Genomic DNA, 24,047 nt, shown 5'->3' on the forward strand with positions numbered 1-24,047 from the left:
CCAACGAATCGCACCACACCCCACACCCTACCACCACCGAAAAACTTTTTCAGCATACCCTAGTTAGAAATAGTCCCCCAGAAGCAAACCATGGAAATAGGTGTCCCCAAAGAGATTAAAGATCAGGAGTTTCGCGTCGGTTTGAGTCCTAGTAGTGTGCGTGTACTCAATGATCGCGGTCACAGGGTGTTTGTGGAAACGGCCGCCGGATTGGGTGCTGGATTCAGCGATGAAGATTACCAAAAATCCGGGGCCAAAATTGTGGAAAAAGCGGCCCAAGTTTGGGATAAACCGCTAATTGTCAAGGTAAAAGAGCCGCTGAAGGCAGAATACGGCTTTTTAAATAAGGAAGCTCTCCTATTCACCTATTTACACCTAGCGGCCGAGCGCTATTTAACGGAAGCATTAATCGAGTCGGGAACAACTGCGATCGCTTATGAAACGGTCGAGCTTGCCGATGGTCGTTTGCCTCTCTTGACTCCCATGAGTGTTATTGCCGGTCGTCTTTCGGTACAATTTGGGGCCCGCTATCTGGAAAAACAACAGGGAGGTAGGGGAGTTTTACTGGGGGGTTTCCCCGGGGTGAGTCCTGGACAAGTGGTTATCCTTGGCGGTGGTGTGGTGGGTACGGAAGCGGCCAGAATTGCCATCGGTATGGGAGCAAAAGTAACTATTTTAGATATTAACGTCGAGCGCTTGGCCTATTTAGAGACTTTATTCGGTTCCAGGGTAGAATTGCTTTATAGTAGCCCGGCACAATTAGAAAATGTGGTTCCTAAGGCCGATTTATTGATTGGGGCAGTGCTAGTCTTAGGAAAACGAGCGCCAACTCTAGTTTCTCGCTCTTTAGTCGCCAAAATGAACCCTGGTTCCGTAATTGTCGATGTGGCAGTGGACCAAGGGGGCTGCGTGGAAACTCTGCGGGCCACTTCCCACAGTCAACCGACTTACTTGGAGTCGGGAGTAGTACATTATGGAGTGCCTAATATGCCTGGAGCAGTACCCTGGACGGCAACCCAAGCTTTAAATAATAGTACCCTAGCCTACGTTATTAAATTAGCCGACCATGGGGTAAAAGCCTTGGATCAAGATGTTTCCCTCGCTAAGGGGTTAAATGTCGCCAATCATCGGTTAATTCATCCAGCAGTGCGCGAAGTTTTTCCCGATTTGATTTGAATGTCAAAAAGGTGCGACTGAATTATTTTGGGCTGCTAGGAAAATCAGTCGTATCTATCTTAACAATTAACACAGGATTAAGGTGGTTAATTCACTTGTACTTTAGCTATCTTGTTGGTTATAATCAGGGAATATGATCCCTAGGAAAATATTAAGGTAAAATGGTCAAATTTATCGATTTATTTGCCGGTATTGGAGGCTTTAGAATAGCTTTTGAAAATCTGGGTTGTCAGTGTGTTTTTTCATCGGAGTGGAATAAATTTTCTCGAAAAACCTACGAAGCTAATTTTAACGATAGTCCCGAAGGGGATATTACTTTAATTCCCGCTTTAACAATACCAGATCATGATATATTGACGGCTGGGTTTCCCTGTCAGCCTTTTAGCATAGCTGGAGTAACTAAACACAATGCGTTAGGTACTCGCCATGGATTTGATCATCCCACTCAAGGAACACTTTTTTTCGAGGTTGTCAGAATTATTCGAGAAAAAAGACCGAAAGCATTCATTTTAGAAAATGTCAAAAATTTACAGAGTCATGACAAGGGTAAAACATTTGAAGTGATTAAAAATACCCTATCAGAGGATTTAAATTATCATATTTGTTATCAGGTCATAGATGCTCGTTCTCTTGTTCCCCAGAACAGAAAAAGAATTTTTATTGTTGGCTTTGAGAAACCTAGCCGATTTATGTTTCCAGAAATACCAGATATTCATCCTAAAATTAAAGATATTCTTGAAGGGGAAGTTGATAGTAAATATACTTTAACAGATCATCTCTGGGATTACTTACAGAAGTATGCTGATAAACATAAAGAAAAAGGGAATGGTTTTGGTTATGGATTAGTTAATTTAGAGGGGATTGCCAGAACTTTGAGTGCTAGATATTATAAAGATGGTTCCGAAATTTTGATCCCTCAACAGGGAAAAAATCCCCGTCGTCTAACACCAAGAGAATGTGCAAGATTGATGGGATTTCCTGAAAAATTCATTATTCCTGTATCTGATAATCAAGCTTATAAACAGTTTGGTAATGCGGTTGTACCTCCTGTAGTAGAGGCAATAGGAAGGGAGATATTGCTAAGTCTTAATAATCCTATTTTAGATCAGAAAAATTTGCTTGATTCATCTCGCAAAAATCCAATTATCAAACAATTAGAACTTGCCCTAGTTTTTTAGTCCTAAAGATTTATGATTGATATCTATAGCTTTAATGCTCAGGAAAATGAATTAATCGAGACAATTAAGACTGCTTATTATATGCAACCGGTGATCTCGAAAATAGACGCTATTTTAGCAATTCAAGATGTGGAGATATATCAAAATGCTTTCAATTATCTCTATGAATTTATTCAAGGCTCAAAAGATGAAGTAGAAAAAATTATTAAACAAAGAAAGCTTCAGGGATTGATTAAAGATGAAAAACAAACTGCCAAAGCTGTGGTAGGAAACATATTTCCCTATGCGGTTATCTATATTTTTCTCAAAAATAAGGAGATCAAGAATATTGATCAACATATTTATATAACTAATAAAAAATCTGCTGTTCGAGGATTTGAAAATATATCCACTATTAAATTGGGTGATGGAGAACAACAAAAACTAGATTGTGATTTGATCATTTATTCTTACCATACTTCTGCAAAGATAAGTGATGGTAATAATCAAGAAATACCCTATCCTAAATGTATAATTTTATCCTTAAAAACTTCTTTGCGAGAAAGAGCATCGCAAACCTATAAATGGAAACTTTTGTTAGAAATAGCTAATGATCATGGCTCTAAAATTAAGGAAAAATACGGCATTAACTATAATGTTCCAGAAATTCCTCTTATCTGTTTTGTTACAGTTAATTTTTACAACGAAATTAACAATCCTCAACAACGAGGAATGTTAAAATTTTTTGATAAAGCATTTTTGGCCAAAAAATTAGATAATGAAAAAGAGACGGATTTAAACAGACAAAAATCCCAAGATTTTATTAGTCCATTATCAGAATTAGTAGATTTTGTTAGAGACTTTTTTAAGCCATAATTGGACAGAATTAGCCCTAGAAAGTATGGAATTTAATGACTATCATGTTCTCGTCAGCTTGTGTATAAAGTTTGATGTATAGATTCAACATTTTTTGTCACTAAGCCACAGCAAATCCCGTATATTTGCGTACTTTAGGATAACGAAAACCCAGAACTATATCTTCTTTGGGAATACCTGCTTCCATCAAATCAGTCGCTATGCCTTCCTCCGTTTCATCACATTGAATCCAGACTTTATCGACAACCAAGCTAAGGTGAATTGGTGTTGCATGGAGATACTTATTACCACTCCAACCGAAATCTAAAACTAGATAATGTCCTCGTTCATCATCAAATATAACCTGAGAAGTGTAGCCATCAGGTAAGGTAGCACGATAGTTAGCATGATTCTGGAGAACAGTCTTAATAATACCTTGATATTTTAATCGGGTATCCATTGCACGATTACCTCACTTTCATCATCAAAGACAATTAAAAGGGGAGAATTAATCCCCCCCCATCAATTTAGACAAAGAAACTATTGACTGCAATAGTGCCGAGCGCCGGGAAAGTACCCGTTAACCCAGTCAGATTAATCACCAAATCATTAGCACTTTGGAAACCCGCCGTACCGTCGTTGATAATTAAGTAAGTAGAAGAACTATTGTCCCGCACTAAAGCAGCGCTGTTAATTCCGAGAGCTTGATTTCCGGCTGTTGCGCCATTAGCATCGGTAAAGACGTTAGTAACAATGGTGTTAATATTGGTCGTGGTGCTATCTGTTGCCCGGGTAAAAGCGAGAGGGGCATTAATGGCCGCACCAGCTTGACTAAGCAGGTCAATCTTATCAGTACCAATAGCAAAATCCGTAACTCGGTCTAGGGCTGCTGCGGTGGACTGACCAAATCGGAAGATGAAGATGTCTGTCCCCGTCCCACCGGTTAAAGTATCGATTCCAGCAGCACCATTGAGGGTATCGTTACCAGCGCCACCGATTAGGGTATCGGTTCCAGCAGCACCATTGAGGCTATTATTGCCACTATTCCCTGTAATCTGGTTATTTAAGCCATTACCCGTGCCATTAAGATTACCAGTACCAGTGAGAAGGAGATTTTCCACGTTGTTGGGAAGGGTATAGGAAATGGCAGCTTGCACGGTATCGGTTCCCTGGTTGAAAGCTTCAATCACCAAATCCCCGGCATCATTTACCGTATAAGTATCGTTTCCGGCTAACCCAGTCATGGCATCTGCTCCAGAGGTTCCCGCAAGGGTGTCTGGACCAGAAGTACCGATAAAGTCATCATTATTGATAGTTCCGGTGGCAGTAGCGGTGGTGATAGTAGCACCGTTGGTGGCATTGGAGAGGGTGACGGTAAAGTTTTCGTTCAGTTCTACCGTTGTATCTCCCTGAACGTCAACAGTAATCACTTTTGAGGTTTCCCCGGCGGCAAAACTCAAGGTTCCTGACGGTAACACGGACCCGACAAAATCCGTGGCATTGGCAGGATTGGTTCCGCTGCCGGTAACTGCCCAGTTAACGTTATTGGTTCCCGTGGTATTAACCGCACGAGTGACGGTGAAGGTAAAGGCTTTACTGCCACTGTTGCCCTCGGTTTGATTGGCACTGGTGGCGGCAATAGCGAGGGTGGGAACTGCGGGACTACTCACGGCCCACAATTCCCGACCGTTCACGCCGTCATCGGCAGTGAAGTACAGGGTGCTGCCCACTACTCTCAGGTTTTGGGGGTTGGAGCCAGAGGAACCAGGGCGGATGTCCCCCACCAGAATCGTACCGGCCGCCGTGCCGTCGCTTTTCCATAACTCCCGACCGTTCACGCCGTCATCGGCAGTGAAGAACAGGGTATTGCCCACTGCCGTTAGATTTTGGGGGTAGTTGCCAGAGAAACCGGAACCGGGGTTGATATTCTTGACCAGAACCGTACCGGCCTCCGTGCCGTCGCTTTTCCATAATTCCCGACCGTTCACATTGTCACCGGCAGTGAAGAACAGGGTGTTGCCCACTGCCGTCAGATTGCGGGGGTTGGAGCTACTAAAGGAACCGGGGCGGATATCTTTGACCAGAACTGTACCGGCCGCCGTGCCGTCGCTTTTCCACAATTCCTCACCGTTAACGTTGTCATTAGCACTGAAAAAGAGGGTATTACCCACCGCCGTTAGATAGCGGGGGGGGACGCCATAGGAACCGGGGTTGATATCTTTGACCAGAACCGTACCGGCCGCCGTGCCGTCGCTTTTCCATAATTCCAGACCGTTCACGCCGTCATTGGCATTGAAAAAGAGGGTATTGCCCACTGCCGTCAGATAGCGGGGGTCGGAGCTAGAGGAACCGGGGCGGATATTCTTGACCAGAACCGTACCGGCCGCCGTGCCGTCGCTCTTCCATAATTCTCGACCGCTAACGCCTCTGGCACTGAAAAAGAGGGTATTGCCCACCGCCGTTAGATTGCTGGGTTCGGGGCCGATGTTCTTGACCAAAACCGTACCGGCCGCCGTGCCGTCGCTTTTCCACAACTCCTCTGTACGGCCGATATCGACAGTGAAGAACAGGGTATTGCCCAGTGCCGTCAGATTGTAGAAGTAGGAGCTAGAGTCACCGGGGTTGATATCTTTGACCAGAACCGTACCGGCCGCCGTGCCGTCGCTTTTCCACAATTCAATACCGTTCACGCTGTCATAGGCCTGGAAGAACAGGGTACTGCCCACCACCGTCAGATTGCTCGGGTAGGAGCCATAGTCACCCGGGCTGATGTCGGCGACCCGAACTGTACCGGCCGCTGTGCCGTCGCTCCTCCACAATTCCTCACCGTTAACGCTGTCATAGGCAGTGAAGAACAGGGTATTGCCCCGGGCCGTCAGATTGCTGGGGTAGGGACCAAAGGAACCGGGGTAGATATCTTTAACTAAAAAAGGAACGGAGTCCTCGTCAACAATAGTCACGGTTGCCGTAGATGGAGTGCCGAGAGTAGCTCCGTTGGTGGGATTGGAGAGGGTGACAGTAAAGTTTTCGTTCGGTTCTACTGTTGTATCTCCCTGGACATTAACAGTAATCACCTTACTGCTTTCTCCCGGGGCAAAACTTACTACCCCACTGGGTAACACTCCTCCGACAAAATCGGCAGCGTTAGCGGGAAAAGTGCCGGTGCCGGTAACTGCCCAGTTGACGTTATTGCTTCCGGTGGTGTTATCCGCACGAGTGACGGTGAAGGTAAAGGCCTTGCTGCCACTGTTGCCCTCGGTTTGACTGCTGCTGGTGGCGGCAATGGTGAGGATGGGGATTGCTACATCATCATTTTCGATGGTTCCCGTGGCAGTAGCGGTGGTAATGTTAGCGCCGTTGGTGGGATTGGAGAGGATGACGGTAAAGTTTTCGTTCGGTTCAAATGTGGTATCTCCCAGAACGTTAACGGTAATCACTTTACTGGTTTCTCCCGGGGCAAAACTCACGGTTCCTGACGGTAAGACTCCTCCGACAAAATCCGTGGCATTGGCGGCATTGCTGCCGCTGCTGATAACTGCCCAGTCAACGTTATTGCTTCCCGTGGTGATAACCGAACGAGTGACGGTGAAAGTGAAAGCTTTACTGCCACTGTTGCCCTCGGTTTGGTTGGCATTGGTGGCGGCAATGGCGAGGGTGGGAATTGCGGGCGTACTCACGGCCCACAACTCCCAACCGTTAACGCCGTTATCGGCGCGGAAGAACAGGGTGTTGCCCACTGCCGTTAGATTACGGGGGTTGGAGCCATTGGAACCGGGGCGGATGTCCCCCACCAGAATCGTGCCGGCCGCCGTGCCGTCGCTTTTCCATAATTCCTCACCGTTCACGCCGTTATCGGCAGTGAAGAACAGGGTACTGCCCACTGCCGTCATCTGGGTGGAGAAGTCAAGGGAGCCACCGGGACCGGGGCTTATATCTTTGACCAGAATTGTACCAGCTGCCGTGCCGTCGCTTTTCCATAATTCCTCACCGTTAACGCCGTCATCGGCAGTGAAAAAGAGGGTACTGCCCACTGCCGTTAGATTGCGGGGGGAGCGACTAGAGGAACTGGGGGCGATATCTTTGACCAGAACCGTACCGGCCGCCGTGCCGTCGCTCTTCCACAATTCCTCACCGTTCGCGCCGTTATCGGCAGTGAAAAAGAGGGTATTGCCCACTGCCGTTAGATTGCGGGGGTGGGAGCCACTAAAGGAACCGGGGCGGATATCCTTGACCAGAACCGTACCGGCCGCCGTGCCGTCGCTTTTCCACAATTCAGTACCGTTCACGCCGTCAAAGGCCTGGAAGTACAGGGTATTGCCCAGCGCCGTCAGATAGCGGGGGTGGGAGCCATAGGAACCGGGGCGGACGTCTCTGACCAAAACCGTACCGGCCGCCGTGCCGTCGCTTTTCCACAATTCCCGACCGTTCACGCCGTCATTGGCAGTGAAGAACAGGGTACTGCCCACTGCTGTTAGATTGCTGGGGTAGGGTTCCAAGTAACTGTAACCGGGAAAAATATCTTTGACCAAAACCGTACCGGCCGCCGTGCCGTCGCTTTTCCATAATTCATCACCGTTCACGCCGTCATCGACAGTGAAGAACAGGGTACTGCCCACTGCCGTTAGATAGCCGGGGGGGGAGTAACTGTAACCGGGAAAAATATCTTTGACCAAAACCGTACCGGCCGCCGTGCCGTCGCTTTTCCACAATTCCGGACCGTTCACGTTGTCACCGGCAGTGAAGTACAGGGTACTGCCCACTGCCGTTAGATAGCCGGGGTAGGAGCCACTAAAGGGGCGGATATCCTTGACCAGAACCGTACCGGCCGCCGTGCCGTCGCTTTTCCACAACTCCCGACCGTTCACGCCGTTATCGGCCCCGAAGAACAGGGTGTTGCCCACCGCCGTTAGTTCGAGGGGCAAGGAGCCATAGGGGCTTATATCCTTAACTAAAAAAGGGATTGACATGATTTTTTCCTGAATAAAGGGTGAAAATTAAACAGTTAAGTAGTGGTGCAGAATAAATTTCCTAGTGAAGAAAGGCAAGAGGCAAGGGGGGGTTAGATTTGTGTCATTAATTTTGCTTAGGTACTTAAGCCGGCAAAGAAGGGTATATCTGGCTGAAAAACCCCAGATGTCTGCAACTCCGACAAATCTAAGGTTTCAACAAAGGTTTGATTCTCTCCCTTTCTCGCCAGAAAACTCACCTCTAACTCCCAACTTCCTCGTAATATCGTCAATAGTAGGAAAAATCGACAAAAGAGCAGAAGTCATGACGCTGACCTAGAAAGATTACTGCGGCTATTTTATGCAAAGAATCCCGAATTTGTCAAGCTCTAGCAGAAATTAATATTGCAAGAAAACGGGTTTCTCAAAGACAAGAAAACGGGCTTCTAAATAGTTTCTTGAAGAAACCCGTTTTCTAGATATGCGTTTGCAGAAAACGGGTTTCTCAAAGAAACCCGTTTTCTAGATATTGATTTTAGCCAAAGACTGCTTAAATTCTGCGAGAGAATTAGCAGTAGCTGCTAATTTAACAATCTCTTGTAATGTAGATAGTACCGAAACTTTATTCAGGTATTGTTCCACATCTAAAGGAACTTCACCTAAGCGAGCTTGCAAAACTGTTTTGACAAAATCACGAGCATTTTCTAACGCTCCAATTTCCTTACCCTGTTCGATTCCTCGTAACTCCATATTACTTACTAAAGGCATGGTTCTTTCCTTCTCAAATTGTTTGATTTTACTCTCTAAGCTTGACTGTAATTCAGGGGATAAAGTCATCATATTGTCGATGATTTCAAACAGTTTAATTATCTGTTCTCTCTCGAACTCCTTTTCATATAATCCCCTGATTAACTTCCACTTCCACTGTTCCCGTTGTGGCAGCTTCCCGGTAGTCGCTTTTGTTTTCAGGTGTGCCATGACGATTATAGCAAAGGGATTGCTACTTGCTTCCAATTAGTCACTGATAACTGATAACTGGTAACTGATAACTGAATAGAGTTTGTCAGCGAAACGTTTTTTTGTCTTAGCTGAAGCGGTAATCCGTTTGAGTTCTTTTTCCAGAGATTCGGGAATTTTTGTCCAATCAATTAATTGGTAAACTTCAGGAAAGAAGAAATGTAAAAACGCTTCAAAATACTCGGTTAATGCTTCTTTCCAGGGTTCATCATAATTGGCGGTTGTTGGGTTCATTGGAGAAGAAAATTCCTGAGACTATTGTTCTAAAAGTTGATGCAACTCATCAAAAGAATTAACGGTTAATGCCGATTTCAGTAACTCGTCTAAAATCGATAATACAGAAATTTTATCAACAGCTTGCTCAATTTCTATTGGAATGTCACCCAATCGCGTTTTCAGCACCGTTTTAATATAGTTACGAGCCTTTTCTAACGCTCCAATTTCCTTACCAATTTCCTTACCGCGTTCTATCCCTCGTAACTCCATATTACTCATTAAAGGCATGGTTCTTTCCTCCTCAAATTGTTTGATTTTACTCTCTAAACTTGACTGTAATTCAGGGGATAAAGTCATCATATTGTCGATGATTTCAAACAGTTTAATTATCTGTTCTCTCTCGAACTCCTTTTCATATAATCCCCTGATTAACCTCCACTTCCACTGTTCCCGTTGTGGCAGCTTCCCAGTAGTCGCTTTTGTTTTCAGGTGTGCCATGACTATTATAGCAAAGGGATTACTACTTGCCTCTAGTTCTGACCAGTTTTCCTCATAGTCCAGTAATTTGACTGTTGGGAATTTGAGGCTGACTTCACAGCCAGCGATAGTATAATTATAGGAATCTGGTCGCCAATTTACTCGTTCATCTCCTAATATAGCGAGACTGATAACTGGTTTCTGATACAAATCAAAGGCCCGATAGTTATAAATATACATCCTCTGAGGGAAATTTTCTTCGTATTGACTTTGAATTTCAATATGAATCAAAATCCAGACTTCTTCACCCCTGAGTAACCAAACTTTATAGAGTTTGTCAGCGAAACGTTTTTTTGTCTTTGCTGAAGCGGTAATCCGTTTGAGTTCTTTTTCCAGGGATTCGGGAATTTTTGTCCAATCAATTAATTGGTGAACTTCAGGAAAGAAGAAATGTAAAAACGCTTCAAAATACTCGCTTAATGCTTCTTTCCAGGGTTCATCATAATTAGCGGTTGTTGGGTTCATTGGAGAAGAAAATTCCTGAGACTATTGTTCTAAAAGTTGATGCAACTCATCAAAAGAATTAACGGTTAATGCCGATTTCAGTAACTCGTCTAAAATCGATAATACAGAAATTTTATCAACAGCTTGCTCAATTTCTATTGGAATATCACCCAATCGCGTTTTCAGCACCGTTTTAACATAGTTACGAGCATTTTCTAACGCTCCAATTTCCTTACCAATTTCCTTACCAATTTCCTTGCCTATTTCTTTACCGCGTTCTATCCCTCGTAACTCCCCAATTTCCTTGCCAATTTCCTTACCGATTTCCTTACCGCGTTCTATTCCTCGTAACTCCATATTACTCATTAAAGGCATGGTTCTTTCCTCCTCAAATTGTTTGATTTTACTCTCTAAGCTTGACTGCAATTCAGGGGATAAAGTCATCATATTGTCGATGATTTCAAACAGTTTAATTATCTGTTCTCTCTCGAACTCCTTTTCATATAATCCCCTGATTAACTTCCACTTCCACTGTTCCCGTTGTGGCAGCTTCCCGGTAGTCGCTTTTGTTTTCAGGTGTGCCATGACGATTATAGCAAAGGGATTGCTACTTGCTTCTAGTTCTGACCAGCTTTCCTCATAGTCCAGTAATTTGACTGTTGGGAATTTCAGACTCACTTCACAACCAGCGATAGTATAATTATAGGAATCTGGTCGCCAATTTACTCTTTCATCTCCTAAAATTGCGAGACTGATAACTGGTTTCTGATACAAATCAAAGGCCCGATAGTTATAAATATACATCCTCTGAGGGAAATTTTCTTCGTACTGGCTTTGAATTTCAATATGAATCAAAATCCAGACTTCTTCACCCCTGAGTAACCAGACTTTATAGAGTTTGTCAGCGAAACGTTTTTTTGTCTTTGCTGAAGCGGTAATCCGTTTGAGTTCTTTTTCTAGGGATTCGGGAATTTTTGTCCAATCAATCAATTGGTGAACTTCGGGAAAAAAGAAGTATAAAAACGCTTCAAAATACTCGCTTAATGCTTCTTTCCAGGGTTCATCATAATTGGCGGTTGTTTGGTTCATTGGAGTTGTTTGCTTACTCGTAGGCTGTGAAGCGCGATAGCGTAACGCACCGATTTAATAATAGAGGTGAATGGTGGTAATCTGGGGATTTTGTGGTAAAAAAGCGGATATTTGTTCGATTCCGTCTTGATTGGGAGAGAGAATAACGGTGGCGACTTCTGGAATTACCCCAGCTTGTAGGGTTTGATAATCGGTAACACCAGCATCGAGGAAGACTACAGTATTTAATTCGGGTGCGGTTAAACGCTGATTTCTCACACTATCCACCCGATTAGCTTGACTCAAGCCATCAGATTGAGCAAAATTGAACAAAACATCGTCAACAGCAGGAAAGCCAGGCAAGAGGGTAGAAGTCATGACGTTAACTGCAAAAGATTAATGCGACTATTTTATGCAAACAATCGCCAATTTTTCAAGGGGGATATAACATAAATTTACAGAAAACGGGTTTCTAAATAGGCGTTTTCTCATGGTTTCTTGAAAAAACCCGTTTTCTCAGTTTCGTGGGTTGTTGCAAGATATGCAATCTGAACGACGTTCATAAATTGTATTTTTATTAGTTTATGGGACACAAACAATTCCTAATCCTGCCATTTGACGAATATGATCATCAAAAGCGAATACCTTAAATATTTGTAAACGATGAGCCATAACTAAAATAGAACAATCTGTGTAACTCCATTTTTTATCATTGTACTTACAGAAAGCTTCCCATATTGCCAGATCATCGCTATCTGACACATTGATATAACGATGATCTTCTCTTAGTATTTGACCCACTTGGATTGAGGCTCGACTAGATACCTTGCTCCGAATCCAAGTCACAGTTTCATCGAATACCGATTCGAGAATAATCCAATTATTATGAGGATTTTCTAAGTAATATTTTTGAGCGCTTTCGTGATGAGTTTCAGATTTGACAAAAAAGGCAATTAAAGCAGACGTATCAACAATAATTTCTTTGTCCACAATTTTTAATAAATAATTTCATCGATGTTTTCAGCGTAGTTAGTTACAACTTGACCCCGATTATCTTGTCCGATAATATATTTAGGCTCAGGTTGGACAATTTCTAAACTTCCACAAAGTTCCCAAGTACGAGTCTTAGTAATATCTGGTAATTCAGCTTGAACATAATTTTCCAAAGCTTTGATAACAATCTCTTGAACCGAGGATTTTTGTTCTTGCAAACGAGATATTAATTCGTCGGGAATTTCGATCAATATTTGAGTCATTGATAAACCTTAGAGATTAACGTTGTTTTACTAACATTATAGCCTGTTTGTGAATTATAACCAAGAGACGCAAATGCAATTACCTGAATCAGTTACCAAAAGGCTAACAACTGTTCACTGATTCAGGTGATTCGCCATAAGTCCAGAAAACGGGTTTCTGAAGATTGTCTCTCAATTACTCCCTCACAATGACAATTTTAGCGGGTCATGGCGAGAAGGCGATGGCCACAAGTCCAGAAAACGGGTTTCTTTAAGAAACCCGTTTTCTAGGTGAACTTCGGGAAAGAAAAAGTATAAAAACGCTTCAAAATATTCGCTTAATGCTTCTTTCTAGGGTTCATCATAATTGGCGGTTGTTGGGTTAATTGGAGAAGAAAATTACTGAGACTATTGTTCTAAAAGTTGATGCAACTCATCAAAAGAATTAACGGTTAATGCCGATTTCAGTAACTCGTCTAAAATCGATAATACAGAAATTTGATCAACAGCTTGCTCAATTCCTATTGGAATATCACCCAATCGCGTTTTCAGCACCGTTTTAACATAGTTACGAGCATTTTCTAACGCTCCGATTTCCTTGCCGCGTTCTATACCTCGTAACTCCCCAATTTCCTTACCAATTTCCTTACCGATTTCCTTACCGCGTTCTATTCCTCGTAACTCCATATTACTCATTAAAGGCATGGTTCTTTCCTCCTCAAATTGTTTGATTTTACTCTCTAAGCTTGACTGCAATTCAGGGGATAAAGTCATCATATTGTCGATGATTTCAAACAGTTTAATTATCTGTTCTCTCTCGAACTCCTTTTCATATAATCCCCTGATTAACTTCCACTTCCACTGTTCCCGTTGTGGCAGCTTCCCAGTAGTCGCTTTTGTTTTCAGGTGTGCCATGACTATTATAGCAAAGGGATTGCTACTTGCTTCTAGTTCTGACCAGTTTTCCTCATAGTCCAGTAATTTGACTGTTGGGAATTTCAGACTCACTTCACAACCAGCGATAGTATAATTATAGGAATCTGGTCGCCAATTTACTCTTTCATCTCCTAATATAGCGAGACTGATAACTGGTTTCTGATACAAATCAAAGGCCCGATAGTTATAAATATACATCCTCTGAGGGAAATTTTCTTCGTACTGGCTTTGAATTTCAATATGAATCAAAATCCAGACTTCTTCACGGGAGCATCTCACCTTTGCAATGAGCATAAATACTTAGTGGAAAAATAGGCTTTTCGAGGGTAATTCTTGTTTTAATTCTCCATGTACGCAGTCTTTAAAAGCCTCTATTTCGTTCCAAGACACGATTAAGAGTGGCTTTTAGGCTAAGTATAATTACTTATCGCGTAAGTGAGATGCTCCCCTTCTTCACCCCTGAGTAACCAGACTTTATAGAGTTTGTCAGCGAAACGTTTTTTTGTCTTTGCTGAAGCGGTAATCCGTTTGAGTTCTTTTTCTAGGGATTCGGGAATTTTTGTCCAATCAATCAATTGGTGAACTTCGGGAAAAAAGAAGTATAAAAACGCTTCAAAATACTCGCTTAATGCTTCTTTCCAGGGTTCATCATAATTGGCAGTTGGTTGTTTCATGGCAAGTCGCTACCAATTGGAAAGTTAGGCACTCATCTAAATCTATTATTCCCCATAAATATCATCAATACTACTTGTCGTCACAAAACTTCCCATTAGAGCAACCTACATCTACATCTTTGTTCTGACATTTATTGGTAAAACTATATAATGCCGTCGGATAGCCGGGGAAGGAACCAGATAAACCAGGGAAGATATCTTTAACCAAAAAAGGAGTTGACATGATTTTTTCCTGAATAAAGAGTAAAAATTAAACAATTAAAGAAGGCACCATCCAGACGGATTGAGTGCCGTCGAGGTCGGTATCCGGTCCAATTAGCGCCGGGTTGCGGTAGCCCGGGAGGACGGAGACGGCGAAAACCTCCTCCACGCCGCTATTGAACCAAAAAGTGGCCCCCAGTTGACTGGTGGCCAGGTTGACAATAGCCAACCCGCACCGCAATTGATTACGCCGCTCATCCAGGGGTAAACCGCCAAAAACCGCCGTTTCCCGCACTTGGGACAACCCGACAAAGGCGTGACCTTCCCAACAGTCCAAACCCCGGGTAAAACCGGGCAATTCGGCGATGATTTCCGTGCTACCAGTTTGGGGATGCCAACGGTTCAAGGTTCCATAACCGGAATTGAGGAAATAGAGATTACCCTGGTAAAGGCGGGGAGAATGGGGCATAGCTAAACCCCGCAGAATCACCTCTCCTCTAGCCACATCAATCAAGCATCCGCCCTGGGCCTTATTCTCTCGCCAGAGGCTTTCCTGGTTGGTTTCCCCCAATGCCGTTACATAGGCGGGAGTGCCGCTATTTTCAGCCATAGCCAAGCCATTGAGGTGGCAGCGGTCTCCGGGGACTAACTCGGTAATAAAAGGCGGTTTCCACTGGGGGAGAAAACTCCAATTTCCTTCGATGGTTGCCAGACAGTTAAATAGGGTATTGACCACCCAAAGGCGATTACTGCCAAAGGCCAAATCATGACCCATAATCGGGCCGGTGAGGTGAGAGGAGCGGGCCAAAAAGGCGATATCCTGTTCCCCTTCGGGTTTAATCTGGGGGGCAATCTCTCGATTAGCGGGTAAATTCCAAATTGCCTGACGAGCGCCCACAGCAATTCCGGTAGCAGTTCGGGTTAAACCCATTGCTTGGTCAAAATGGGCGAAACTCACCCGCATTTGTCCTTGATAAGTGCCAATGCTGGCCACTCGTCCCGCTTGGTAGGTGGAAATCAACACCGACAAGTCAAACTGGTTGAGTAATTCCGGCAGATTGAGGCTGTACTCATAATTTACCGGCACTGCTTGGCGCTGAGATGGACTCGCTGCTGGCTCCTGAGTATCTGAAAACTGGTTAGTCTTGGGCGGCAAGCTGTCCATAGAGTTTCTTTGGTATAGATTAGAATCAATTTTAATAATTGATTTTTGTTTATGGTTTATTATGGTTTCAGTTGGCATTAATGGGCTTTATTATAGACAAATTAATCAATATTATTTATAAACTTTTCTTAACTTTTTTTGTATCAAATTTACTTGAACGGTAGTATTAAATACTTATGATTGAGTTTGTGTAAAACACTTTTGCAATTATGGGATTTTAGGATTGACCAGATCTAGCTAAGAATTTAGCTTAAGCCTATTCTTTTGGATATAAACTTGATTCTAGAAAAACTATTGGTAATCAGAAAATGCTGACTTCATCGCCTCCCAATCTCTCGCAACTTGCCCTTTTATTTCTCAAAATCGGCATTATCGGTTTTGGTGGTCCGGCTGCCCATATCGCTTTAATGGAGGAAGAAGTGGTTAAGCGTCGCGGTTGGATGACTAAGGAGCGATTTCTCGATTTGGTGGGGGCAACTAATCTGATTCCTGGTCCTAATTCCACGGAAATGGCCATTCATATCGGTTATATTTTTGGGGGTTTAGCGGGTTTAATAATCACGGGGGTTTGTTTTATTACTCCTGCGGTGTTAATTACGGGTTTTCTAGCTTGGATTTATACTACCTACGGGACTTTACCGGATGTGGCCCCGATTTTTGCGGGGATTAAACCGGTAGTAATTGCGGTGATTTTTCAGGCACTCTGGCGCTTAGGCAAAAAGGCACTGAAAACCCGTCAATTACTCTTCATCGGATTGGGAGTTATCGGATTATTAATCTTAGGTTTAAATGAAGTTATCGCTTTACTGTTAGGCGGAATTATCGGGATGTTTATCCTAAAAAAATTCGCTACCTTTCCCCTGATTGTGGCAGGAATAGGCGGTGCGACGGCGGTTGCTACTCCTAGCAACATCCCACCGACATTAACAGGATTAGGGCTATTTTTTCTCAAGGTGGGTAGTGTTTTATTTGGTAGTGGTTATGTGTTAGTTGCCTTTTTAGAAGGGGATTTAGTGCAGGGGAAAGGATGGTTAACCCAGCAACAATTATTAGATGCTATTGCCGTGGGTCAATTTACCCCCGGTCCAGTGTTATCCACAGCCACTTTTATTGGTTATCAAATATTAGGAGTATCGGGGGCAATTGTGGCGACTCTAGCGATTTTCTTTCCCTCTTTTATCTTTGTTTTATTACTTAATCCCCTCATTCCTAAGCTGAGAGAATCGGTTTGGGCAGGGGCTTTTTTAGATGCGATTAATGCTAGTGCTGTGGCTTTAATGGTAGCAGTTATTTTTAATTTAGCTCTAGCTACTTGGTTACAACCCTACGGGAATTTGCCTTTTAATTTATTGGCTATCATTCTATCTCTTATCTCCGCTATTCTTTTACTACGTTTTCAGGTTAATTCTACTTGGTTAATTCTTGCTGGCGCGCTTATTGGTTTGCTCTTAAAACAATTAGGTTAGGGGGAAATAATGCCCCAAACTAACCTATATTTTCCTTAAACTTTTGCCATTGATGTAGTTGGTTCTCTGAGCTTTTCTACCCAGTTATAAATCTGATCGCGGTCTAGTCGATAGCTGAGGGGATGGGCGATTAATCGAGCGCTACTAGCAAATAATTCGTCAATTTCTACTAAACCATTTTCCCGTAAAGTTCGACCGGTGGAAACTAGGTCAACTATCGCTTCTGACATCCCCGTAATCGGGCCTAATTCTACGGAACCATAGAGAGGTATAATCTCGACGGGAATATCTAAACGACGAAAATAATCCTTAGCACAATTGACAAATTTTGAGGCAACTTTACCGTGATGGGGAATATCTAAGGGACTTTGATAGGGACTATCAGCAGGGACAGCTACCGACATCCGACAGTAACCAAATTTTAGGTCAATTAAATTAGCCACATCGGGAGATTTTTCTAATAAAACATCATAACCGGCGATGCCTAATTGTGCCTGACCGTATTCTACATAAACTGGTACATCTGTTGCTCTTACTAATAACGCTTTCGCTTGGTTAGTGGGGTCGGTAATCTGTAATTGGCGATTTTTTGAGTCAAGAAAGGCACTAAAATCTAAGCCAATTTTCTGAAATATTTGGATACTTTCGTTTAGTAAAGCACCCTTCGGTAAGGCAATTGTTAGCATAGAGGGAATTATGAATTGGGAAGTGGGGTGTGGGGTGTGGGGTGTAGGGTGTGGGGTGTAGGGTGTGGGGTGTAGGGTGTAGGGTGTAGGGTGTGGGGTGTGGGGAGAATAAATAAAAAATAATCTCCTGACTCCTGAATCCTGAATCCTGAATCCTGAATCCTGTCTCCTAACAGCTAAAATCATAACTGATAACCGAGATGGCAGTCAGTTCTCTAATGACCACATCAGCTAATTGTAAATCTTGATGGGTTTCCGGTTGCCAACTAATTGCGATCGCTGCTGCTGATTTTGCCTGTTTAGCCATTTCCCAATCGGCCCTAGTGTCCCCCACCATCAGGGTTTTGTCCACTGCGATCCCCAAAGCTTGACAGGTTTCTTGCAATAATAGGGGATCGGGTTTACTTAAACCTCGATCGCAGCCCTGGGCAATTTTAATATAATTTAATAGGCCATTTTCCTTGACAAATTGCTCCACTCGTGCTGTGGTATCGGAGGAAAGAATCGCTAATTGTAACCCGGCCGCGTGCAGATAACGAATTACTTCTAAACATTGGGGATAGAGGGGATTGAAGCGGGGGGGAACCTTTTCATCGGCCGCTTGGAAGGCCGCTTTTGCGATCGCCATTGCCGTTAACCAATCCCGGCCGGTGGAAGCAATACAACCGGCAGCGGCGATATGATTATCTCTGCGGCTGCCCACTGCCATTAAACCGGCAGGATTGAGACTATTTGCCCCAATACCGAAAGTTTTAGTTAATAAAGACTCTAAACCAGGGATTTGCGATTCAATGGCTTGTATCCGGGCTATAGCTCGATCGTACCAGAAAGCCCGCGAATCCTCTAGCGTACCGTCCTTATCAAAAACAATCCCTTGAATATCTCTAAATTCTCGATTACCACAGCGAATTATCGACAAATAAACCCCCTTATTTTTATTGAATGTCAGCCATCATTTTAGCTCTCAGGAGACAGGATTCAGGAGATAGGAGACAGGAGATTATTTCTATTTATTCTCCCCATCCCCCCACTTCCCTACTTCCCACTTCCCTACACCCCACACCCCACTACCCCACACCCCACACCCCACTACCCCACACCCCACACCCCACTACCCCACTACCCCACTACCCTACACCCCACACCCCACTACCCTACACCCCACACCCCACTTTCCTATACCTTTTAAACAGGATTTAGTATTATTCCTCAAAAGCGGCTTTTTGCTGACGGACTAAATCGACACCGCGGGAAGTTCCCAGACGGGTGGCCCCGGCCCGGATAAGAGCGATCGCTTGTTCTAGGGTGCGAATTCCGCCGGATGCTTTAATTCCTACCCGGCCTTTGCTAATTTCCTTGAGAAACTTCACATCGCTAACCGTTGCACCTCCAAACCAGCCGGTACTGGTTTTTAGATAACTGACTCCTGCATCCATGCAAATTTCCGCCGCTAAGCGTTTCTCGGTGTCCGTCAGTTGCGAGGTTTCCAGAATCGCTTTTACCGTCTGGCCAGTTTCCTGACAAATACTAGCAATTTCTTGGAATAATTGCTCAGATTTCCCATCTTTTAGCCAACCGAGATTAATAACCACATCTAACTCCTTGGCACCATTATCTACGGCTTCTAAAGCCTCATAACGTTTAACTGCGGAGGTAGTGGCCCCCGCGGGAAAACCAATCACGGTAGAAACTAAAGTTTTTTTGCCGTGGAGTAACTGCACCGCTTGCTTAACGGCAGCGGGATAAACGCAGACGGTGGGAAAACGATATTGTTCGGCCTGTTGACAGTAAGCCTCTAATTGTTCACTGGTGGCGGTGGGGATGAGGAGAGAATGGTCGATATATTGTGCTAAATCTAGATCAGAATCGGTGATAGCCATTATCTAAGCCTCAATATAGTCAATCGATCGCTATTTTCTCATTTTATGGAAATCGCACAGCAAAGTCATCTCTCGTTAACCTAGAAATTCAGAGACTAGCAAAAATCCAGTAACCTAGGAAGAAACCGTCACAAGTGAAGACTAGGAGACAATAGACCTATGTTAGAAGCGTATCATCAGCACGTTGCCGACCGAGCGAAATTAGGTATCCCTCCCCTTCCCCTCAACGCTCAACAAACGGCGGAATTATGCGAAATACTCAAAAATCCGTCCGAAGAACTCAAAGGAGAATTGCTGACCCTGCTGCGTGACCGTGTTCCCCCCGGAGTTGATGAAGCGGCCTACGTTAAAGCGGGATTTTTAACAGGAATTGCCAAAGGTGAAATAAAATCTAGCGTTATCTCCGCTCAGGGTGCGGTTAGCTTACTGGGAACCATGGTAGGTGGTTATAACGTTCATTCTCTGATTGAACTGCTGAAATCCAGAGATATTAATATCGCCGCCGCCGCTGCCAGTGCTTTAAGTAAAACCCTGCTGGTATTCGACGCATTTAACGAGGTTTTGGAATTATCCGACACCAATCCCTATGCTAAACAGGTCATCGATGCTTGGGCCAATGGTGCTTGGTTTATCGCTAAACCGAAACTTGCTAAAGAAATTACCGTCACCGTCTTCAAAGTCCCAGGAGAAACCAATACAGATGACCTATCTCCCGCTCCCCATGCCACCACCCGGCCTGATATTCCCCTTCATGCTTTGGTTATGTTAGAAACCCGTCAACCTGGGTCCTTAGAAACCATTGCCGAATTGAAAAAATTAGGCCATCCGGTCGCCTATGTGGGGGATGTGGTCGGGACTGGTTCCAGCCGAAAATCGGCGATTAACTCGGTTCTCTGGCATATTGGCGATGATATTCCCTTTGTACCTAATAAACGTGCTGGTGGCTATATTTTAGGCAGTAAAATCGCCCCTATCTTCTTTAATACTGCTGAGGATTCCGGCGCTTTACCGCTTGAATGCGATGTTAGCCAAATGAACACGGGGGATGTGATTAAAATCTATCCCTACGAAGGCAAAATCACCAACGAAGCGGGCGCAACTATTAGCACTTTTAGCCTCAAACCTGAGACAATTCTGGATGAAGTGCGGGCCGGCGGTCGTATTCCCCTCTTAATCGGTCGCAGTCTCACCGATAAAACCCGTCACGCCTTGGGACTTGAGGCTAGTACCCTATTTACCCGTCCAACTATGCCTAGTGACACGGGTAAAGGTTACACCCTAGCGCAAAAAATGGTCGGCAAAGCTTGCGGTTTACCCGGGGTGCGGCCGGGTACTTCCTGTGACCCAATTATGACTACGGTAGGGTCTCAGGATACCACCGGCCCGATGACCAGAGACGAGTTAAAAGAGTTAGCCTGTTTAGGTTTTAGCGCCGATTTAGTCATGCAGAGTTTCTGTCACACGGCAGCCTATCCGAAACCGGTTGATATTCAAACTCATCACCAATTACCGGACTTTTTCTCTACCCGGGGTGGGGTGGCTTTACGTCCGGGAGATGGCATTATTCACTCCTGGTTAAATCGGATGTTATTGCCGGATACGGTGGGGACTGGAGGCGATTCTCATACTCGTTTTCCCCTGGGAATTTCCTTTCCTGCGGGGTCGGGTTTAGTGGCATTTGCCGCCGCTTTGGGAGTAATGCCTTTGGATATGCCGGAATCGGTTTTAGTGCGTTTTACGGGGGAATTACAACCAGGTGTAACTCTGCGCGATATTGTTAATGCTATTCCCTACGTTGCCATCCAAGAGGGTAAATTAACCGTGGAAAAACAGAACAAAAAAAATGTTTTTAACGGTCGCATTATGGAGATGGAAGGGCTGCCGGATTTGAAATTAGAACAGGCTTTTGAGTTAACCGATGCCACGGCGGAACGTTCCTGTGCCGGTTGTACGATTAAGTTAAGTACCGAGACAGTGGCGGAATATTTACGCTCTAATGTGGCCCTGTTAAAAAATATGGCAGCCCGGGGTTATAGTGATGCCAAAACTATCCTACGTCGGGTAGCAAAAATGGAACAATGGTTAGCTAATCCTGTCCTGATGGAGGCGGATAAGGATGCCGAATATGCGGATATTATCACCGTCAACTTAAACGAGATTAAAGAACCAATTGTCGCCGCACCCAATGACCCCGATAATATCAAGTTAATGTCGGAATGCGCCGGGGATAAAATTGATGAGGTGTTCATCGGTTCTTGTATGACTAATATCGGCCATTATCGCGCCGCCGCTAAGATATTAGAAGGGGCAGGAGTTGCTAAGGCTAAACTGTGGATTTGTCCCCCCACCCGCATGGATGAAAAACAATTGCGCGATGAGGGAATGTATGGCATTTTTGCCGCTTCTGGGGCGCGTACCGAGATGCCTGGATGTTCCCTTTGTATGGGTAATCAAGCGCGGGTTGAAGACAGAGCAACGGTATTTTCTACCTCGACTCGTAACTTCAATAATCGCATGGGAAAAGATGCGCGAGTCTATCTCGGTTCCGCCGAATTAGCGGCGGTTTGTGCGCTGCTGGGACGCATTCCCACCGTCGAGGAATACCTCGCAATTGTCACCGAGAAAATTAATCCTTTTGCCAGCGATTTATACCGCTATTTGAACTTTAATGAAATCGCTGGTTTTGAGGATGAAGGCCGGGTAATTCCCCTAGAAGATTTACCTAAGATTGAGGATATCTTAGGGATTCCTTCTGGTGTTTTGAGTTAGTATGAAGTTGAGGGTGAGCTATGAAAAGCTCACCTTTTGTTCAGAAAATAAAGAGGTAAAATTTATGGGGATGCCCTGTGAAGTGAATAGTATTTTAAAGTTAAAACCATCTCAAGGTTATCCAGAAAGTTTGGAATTATCTAAACAGTATCAAGGGAGCAAAGAAGATTATAGAATTATTCCTGTTGATGTTCCCATTCCTTTGGTAAATGAACATTGGGTCGCCTACGCAGATGTTATCATTGAAAAATTAGTTTGGGAAAATCGTCAAACAACAGTTTTATTTAGAATTGATAGGATTTATCCAGTCCCTTTTATTGTCAAAGAAACTTGAAATTAGATGAAGGATCAACAACGAATAATTATTGCAAGAATTATTAAGTATGAATTTGATTATTTTCTCAGAAAATTCAAGCCTTGGGAAAAACTCATATTTTTGTTATACTTAATAGTAGCAATTGTGACAGGTTTAGGGGATGCAAGTTCATTTTTTACAGGAGAGAATAGTCCTATACCTAGGGAATGGAAATTATTAAAAAGCCCTCAAATAGTTACGATTATATCTATTATTATCTTAGGAATTCCTGTTTTACTCTCTCAAACACAGACTGGACAAGATACTGTTGAACTTTTAGAAACAATTCGCTTAAATATTGTGCCAGCAATCAGTAGTTTTTTAGAAGAATTATCTGTTAATATAAAACAAAAATTTAATCTAAAAGGCAATATCAGAGTATCCTTGTGGATACCAGTGAGACAAAAGTTATTTACTTGGAATCTCCAAATGGTATGTAAAACTAGCAATGTATCTGATAGGGAACTAGAGGCACTTTTTGAATTAGATGAAGGGGTAATTGGTTACACATACCTGAAGACTAAAAGAAAGTATGCGTTGGAGTTTATTGATATTTCTAATTCCCAGCAATTACCGTCTTCTTATGTCCCTCTCCAAAGAGACAATGAACTATTAATTAATCCTCATATAAAAATTGTGTTAGCTGTAGCTGCACTGCAAAAAAGTTCTATTCTGGGACTATTAGCTGTTGATACCGATGATAGTGCAGATTTAAGCTCAATGAATGATAGAAATCTGCATAGTAGTATTTTAGACTGGATGACACAATACAATAACGTTGTTAAATTACTCTGGAGAATGAAGAATAATGTCTAGGGTATTGACTAGGTTAAGCAATTGACTCATGATAACAGTAGGGTTAAGACCTAAACCACAGAGGAAACTATTATGTCTGAGTCACTAAAACAACAGAGACAAGCACCTAGTTTAAAGTTAATTGAAATATTAGAAGATGGTAGTGCCAAAACTTTTATCTACGAAGATCCCGAAAAAAAGAGCAAATCCAGCTTTATTGCTCGAATAAAGGCTAAAATACAACAAAAATTCCGACCATCAGCTAATTAGTTCTTATGTATTTGCCAGATCATTTGTACACAAGGGGGTTATCTACCCCCTGATTTGTTTTTATAGTCATGACCGATTAGTTTGATACATTCTAGATACATGAAGCTCTTATCCTGTCTAGTATTAATATTCTCAATCTTAATTGAAATCGCTGGTTTTGAGGATGAAGGCCAGGTAATTCCCCTAGAAGATTTACCTA

The 24,047-nt window shown here is 43.5% G+C and carries 23 protein-coding genes and 1 pseudogene; 8 read left to right on the forward strand and 16 right to left on the reverse strand.

Going from position 1 to position 24,047, the window contains the following annotated elements; genetic code table 11:
- Positions 1-90 precede the first annotated feature (90 nt).
- From ald to MAE_RS26645, 3 genes are all read left to right on the forward strand, one after another.
- Positions 91-1,176 (forward strand): alanine dehydrogenase, encoded by a 1,086-nt coding sequence (ald, locus tag MAE_RS26635; protein WP_012268249.1) that lies wholly within the window; start codon positions 91-93, stop codon positions 1,174-1,176.
- 161 nt (positions 1,177-1,337) lie between these two features.
- Entirely contained in the window at positions 1,338-2,354 is a 1,017-nt protein-coding gene (dcm, locus tag MAE_RS26640; protein ID WP_004162974.1) for a DNA (cytosine-5-)-methyltransferase, read from the forward strand.
- A 12-nt stretch (positions 2,355-2,366) separates the two neighbouring features.
- Positions 2,367-3,209: a BsaWI family type II restriction enzyme gene (locus MAE_RS26645; protein WP_012268250.1), complete on the forward strand. Its 843-nt coding sequence runs from the start codon at positions 2,367-2,369 to the stop codon at positions 3,207-3,209.
- Between the two features lie 100 nt (positions 3,210-3,309).
- On the opposite strand, the gene MAE_RS26650 is transcribed toward MAE_RS26645, so the two are convergent.
- The 13 genes and pseudogenes from MAE_RS26650 to MAE_RS26710 all read right to left on the reverse strand — a co-directional run bounded on the left by MAE_RS26650 (position 3,310) and on the right by MAE_RS26710 (position 15,627).
- Positions 3,310-3,648 carry a XisI protein gene (locus MAE_RS26650; protein WP_012268251.1) on the reverse strand — a complete coding sequence of 113 codons (339 nt, stop codon included), beginning with the start codon at positions 3,646-3,648 and terminating at the stop codon, positions 3,310-3,312.
- 67 nt (positions 3,649-3,715) lie between these two features.
- Positions 3,716-8,155 (reverse strand): ELWxxDGT repeat protein, encoded by a 4,440-nt coding sequence (locus MAE_RS31215; RefSeq protein WP_012268252.1) that lies wholly within the window; start codon positions 8,153-8,155, stop codon positions 3,716-3,718.
- 501 nt (positions 8,156-8,656) lie between these two features.
- Complete coding sequence (locus MAE_RS26665; protein WP_231859682.1) at positions 8,657-9,148, reverse strand: hypothetical protein; 492 nt, start codon at positions 9,146-9,148, stop codon at positions 8,657-8,659.
- A complete protein-coding gene (locus tag MAE_RS26670) occupies positions 9,149-9,385 on the reverse strand; it encodes a hypothetical protein (RefSeq protein ID WP_012268255.1) in 237 nt (78 codons plus the stop codon). It abuts the gene before it with no gap.
- Positions 9,386-9,406: 21 nt separating this feature from the next.
- On the reverse strand, positions 9,407-10,369 hold the full coding sequence (locus MAE_RS26675) for an Rpn family recombination-promoting nuclease/putative transposase (RefSeq protein ID WP_012268256.1): 963 nt from the start codon (positions 10,367-10,369) through the stop codon (positions 9,407-9,409).
- Positions 10,370-10,390: 21 nt separating this feature from the next.
- The gene (locus MAE_RS26680) at positions 10,391-11,437 is read right to left on the reverse strand and encodes an Rpn family recombination-promoting nuclease/putative transposase (RefSeq protein WP_012268257.1); all 1,047 of its coding nucleotides are present in this window, start codon (positions 11,435-11,437) and stop codon (positions 10,391-10,393) included.
- A gap of 54 nt (positions 11,438-11,491) precedes the next feature.
- Complete coding sequence (locus MAE_RS26685) at positions 11,492-11,794, reverse strand: DUF4347 domain-containing protein (RefSeq protein ID WP_012268258.1); 303 nt, start codon at positions 11,792-11,794, stop codon at positions 11,492-11,494.
- 204 nt (positions 11,795-11,998) lie between these two features.
- A complete protein-coding gene (locus MAE_RS26690; protein ID WP_002761361.1) occupies positions 11,999-12,406 on the reverse strand; it encodes a type II toxin-antitoxin system VapC family toxin in 408 nt (135 codons plus the stop codon).
- A gap of 5 nt (positions 12,407-12,411) precedes the next feature.
- Complete coding sequence (locus tag MAE_RS26695) at positions 12,412-12,672, reverse strand: hypothetical protein (protein WP_002733873.1); 261 nt, start codon at positions 12,670-12,672, stop codon at positions 12,412-12,414.
- 387 nt (positions 12,673-13,059) lie between these two features.
- Positions 13,060-13,881: a hypothetical protein gene (locus MAE_RS26700; protein WP_012268259.1), complete on the reverse strand. Its 822-nt coding sequence runs from the start codon at positions 13,879-13,881 to the stop codon at positions 13,060-13,062.
- 161 nt (positions 13,882-14,042) lie between these two features.
- Positions 14,043-14,261 (reverse strand): annotated as a pseudogene (locus tag MAE_RS26705) (hypothetical protein); the annotation flags it as partial.
- A 70-nt stretch (positions 14,262-14,331) separates the two neighbouring features.
- Positions 14,332-14,484, reverse strand: coding sequence for a hypothetical protein (locus tag MAE_RS34280; protein WP_012268261.1), 153 nt, complete (start codon positions 14,482-14,484; stop codon positions 14,332-14,334).
- Positions 14,485-14,511: 27 nt separating this feature from the next.
- Positions 14,512-15,627 carry a TIGR03032 family protein gene (locus tag MAE_RS26710; RefSeq protein ID WP_041805040.1) on the reverse strand — a complete coding sequence of 372 codons (1,116 nt, stop codon included), beginning with the start codon at positions 15,625-15,627 and terminating at the stop codon, positions 14,512-14,514.
- Between the two features lie 308 nt (positions 15,628-15,935).
- On the opposite strand from MAE_RS26710, the gene chrA reads away from it, so the two are divergent.
- Complete coding sequence (gene chrA / locus MAE_RS26715) at positions 15,936-17,093, forward strand: chromate efflux transporter (RefSeq protein WP_002797252.1); 1,158 nt, start codon at positions 15,936-15,938, stop codon at positions 17,091-17,093.
- A 35-nt stretch (positions 17,094-17,128) separates the two neighbouring features.
- Here the strand turns inward: chrA and hisG are convergent, their stop codons facing one another.
- The 3 genes from hisG to deoC all read right to left on the reverse strand — a co-directional run bounded on the left by hisG (position 17,129) and on the right by deoC (position 19,659).
- Positions 17,129-17,779, reverse strand: a complete 651-nt coding sequence (gene hisG, locus MAE_RS26720; RefSeq protein WP_002797253.1) for an ATP phosphoribosyltransferase — start codon at positions 17,777-17,779, stop codon at positions 17,129-17,131.
- Between the two features lie 169 nt (positions 17,780-17,948).
- Positions 17,949-18,698: an HAD family hydrolase gene (locus MAE_RS26725; protein ID WP_012268263.1), complete on the reverse strand. Its 750-nt coding sequence runs from the start codon at positions 18,696-18,698 to the stop codon at positions 17,949-17,951.
- A gap of 283 nt (positions 18,699-18,981) precedes the next feature.
- The gene (gene deoC, locus MAE_RS26730) at positions 18,982-19,659 is read right to left on the reverse strand and encodes a deoxyribose-phosphate aldolase (RefSeq protein ID WP_002797255.1); all 678 of its coding nucleotides are present in this window, start codon (positions 19,657-19,659) and stop codon (positions 18,982-18,984) included.
- A gap of 159 nt (positions 19,660-19,818) precedes the next feature.
- On the opposite strand from deoC, the gene acnB reads away from it, so the two are divergent.
- From acnB to MAE_RS34285, 4 genes are all read left to right on the forward strand, one after another.
- The gene (acnB, locus tag MAE_RS26735) at positions 19,819-22,428 is read left to right on the forward strand and encodes a bifunctional aconitate hydratase 2/2-methylisocitrate dehydratase (RefSeq protein ID WP_002797256.1); all 2,610 of its coding nucleotides are present in this window, start codon (positions 19,819-19,821) and stop codon (positions 22,426-22,428) included.
- A gap of 64 nt (positions 22,429-22,492) precedes the next feature.
- Complete coding sequence (locus MAE_RS26740; protein ID WP_002761370.1) at positions 22,493-22,762, forward strand: DUF2584 domain-containing protein; 270 nt, start codon at positions 22,493-22,495, stop codon at positions 22,760-22,762.
- A 6-nt stretch (positions 22,763-22,768) separates the two neighbouring features.
- Positions 22,769-23,599, forward strand: a complete 831-nt coding sequence (locus MAE_RS26745) for a hypothetical protein (protein ID WP_002797258.1) — start codon at positions 22,769-22,771, stop codon at positions 23,597-23,599.
- A gap of 72 nt (positions 23,600-23,671) precedes the next feature.
- The gene (locus tag MAE_RS34285) at positions 23,672-23,848 is read left to right on the forward strand and encodes a hypothetical protein (protein WP_002797259.1); all 177 of its coding nucleotides are present in this window, start codon (positions 23,672-23,674) and stop codon (positions 23,846-23,848) included.
- Positions 23,849-24,047: the final 199 nt, after the last annotated feature.

This window comes from Microcystis aeruginosa NIES-843 (genome assembly GCF_000010625.1).
GTDB lineage: Bacteria > Cyanobacteriota > Cyanobacteriia > Cyanobacteriales > Microcystaceae > Microcystis > Microcystis aeruginosa.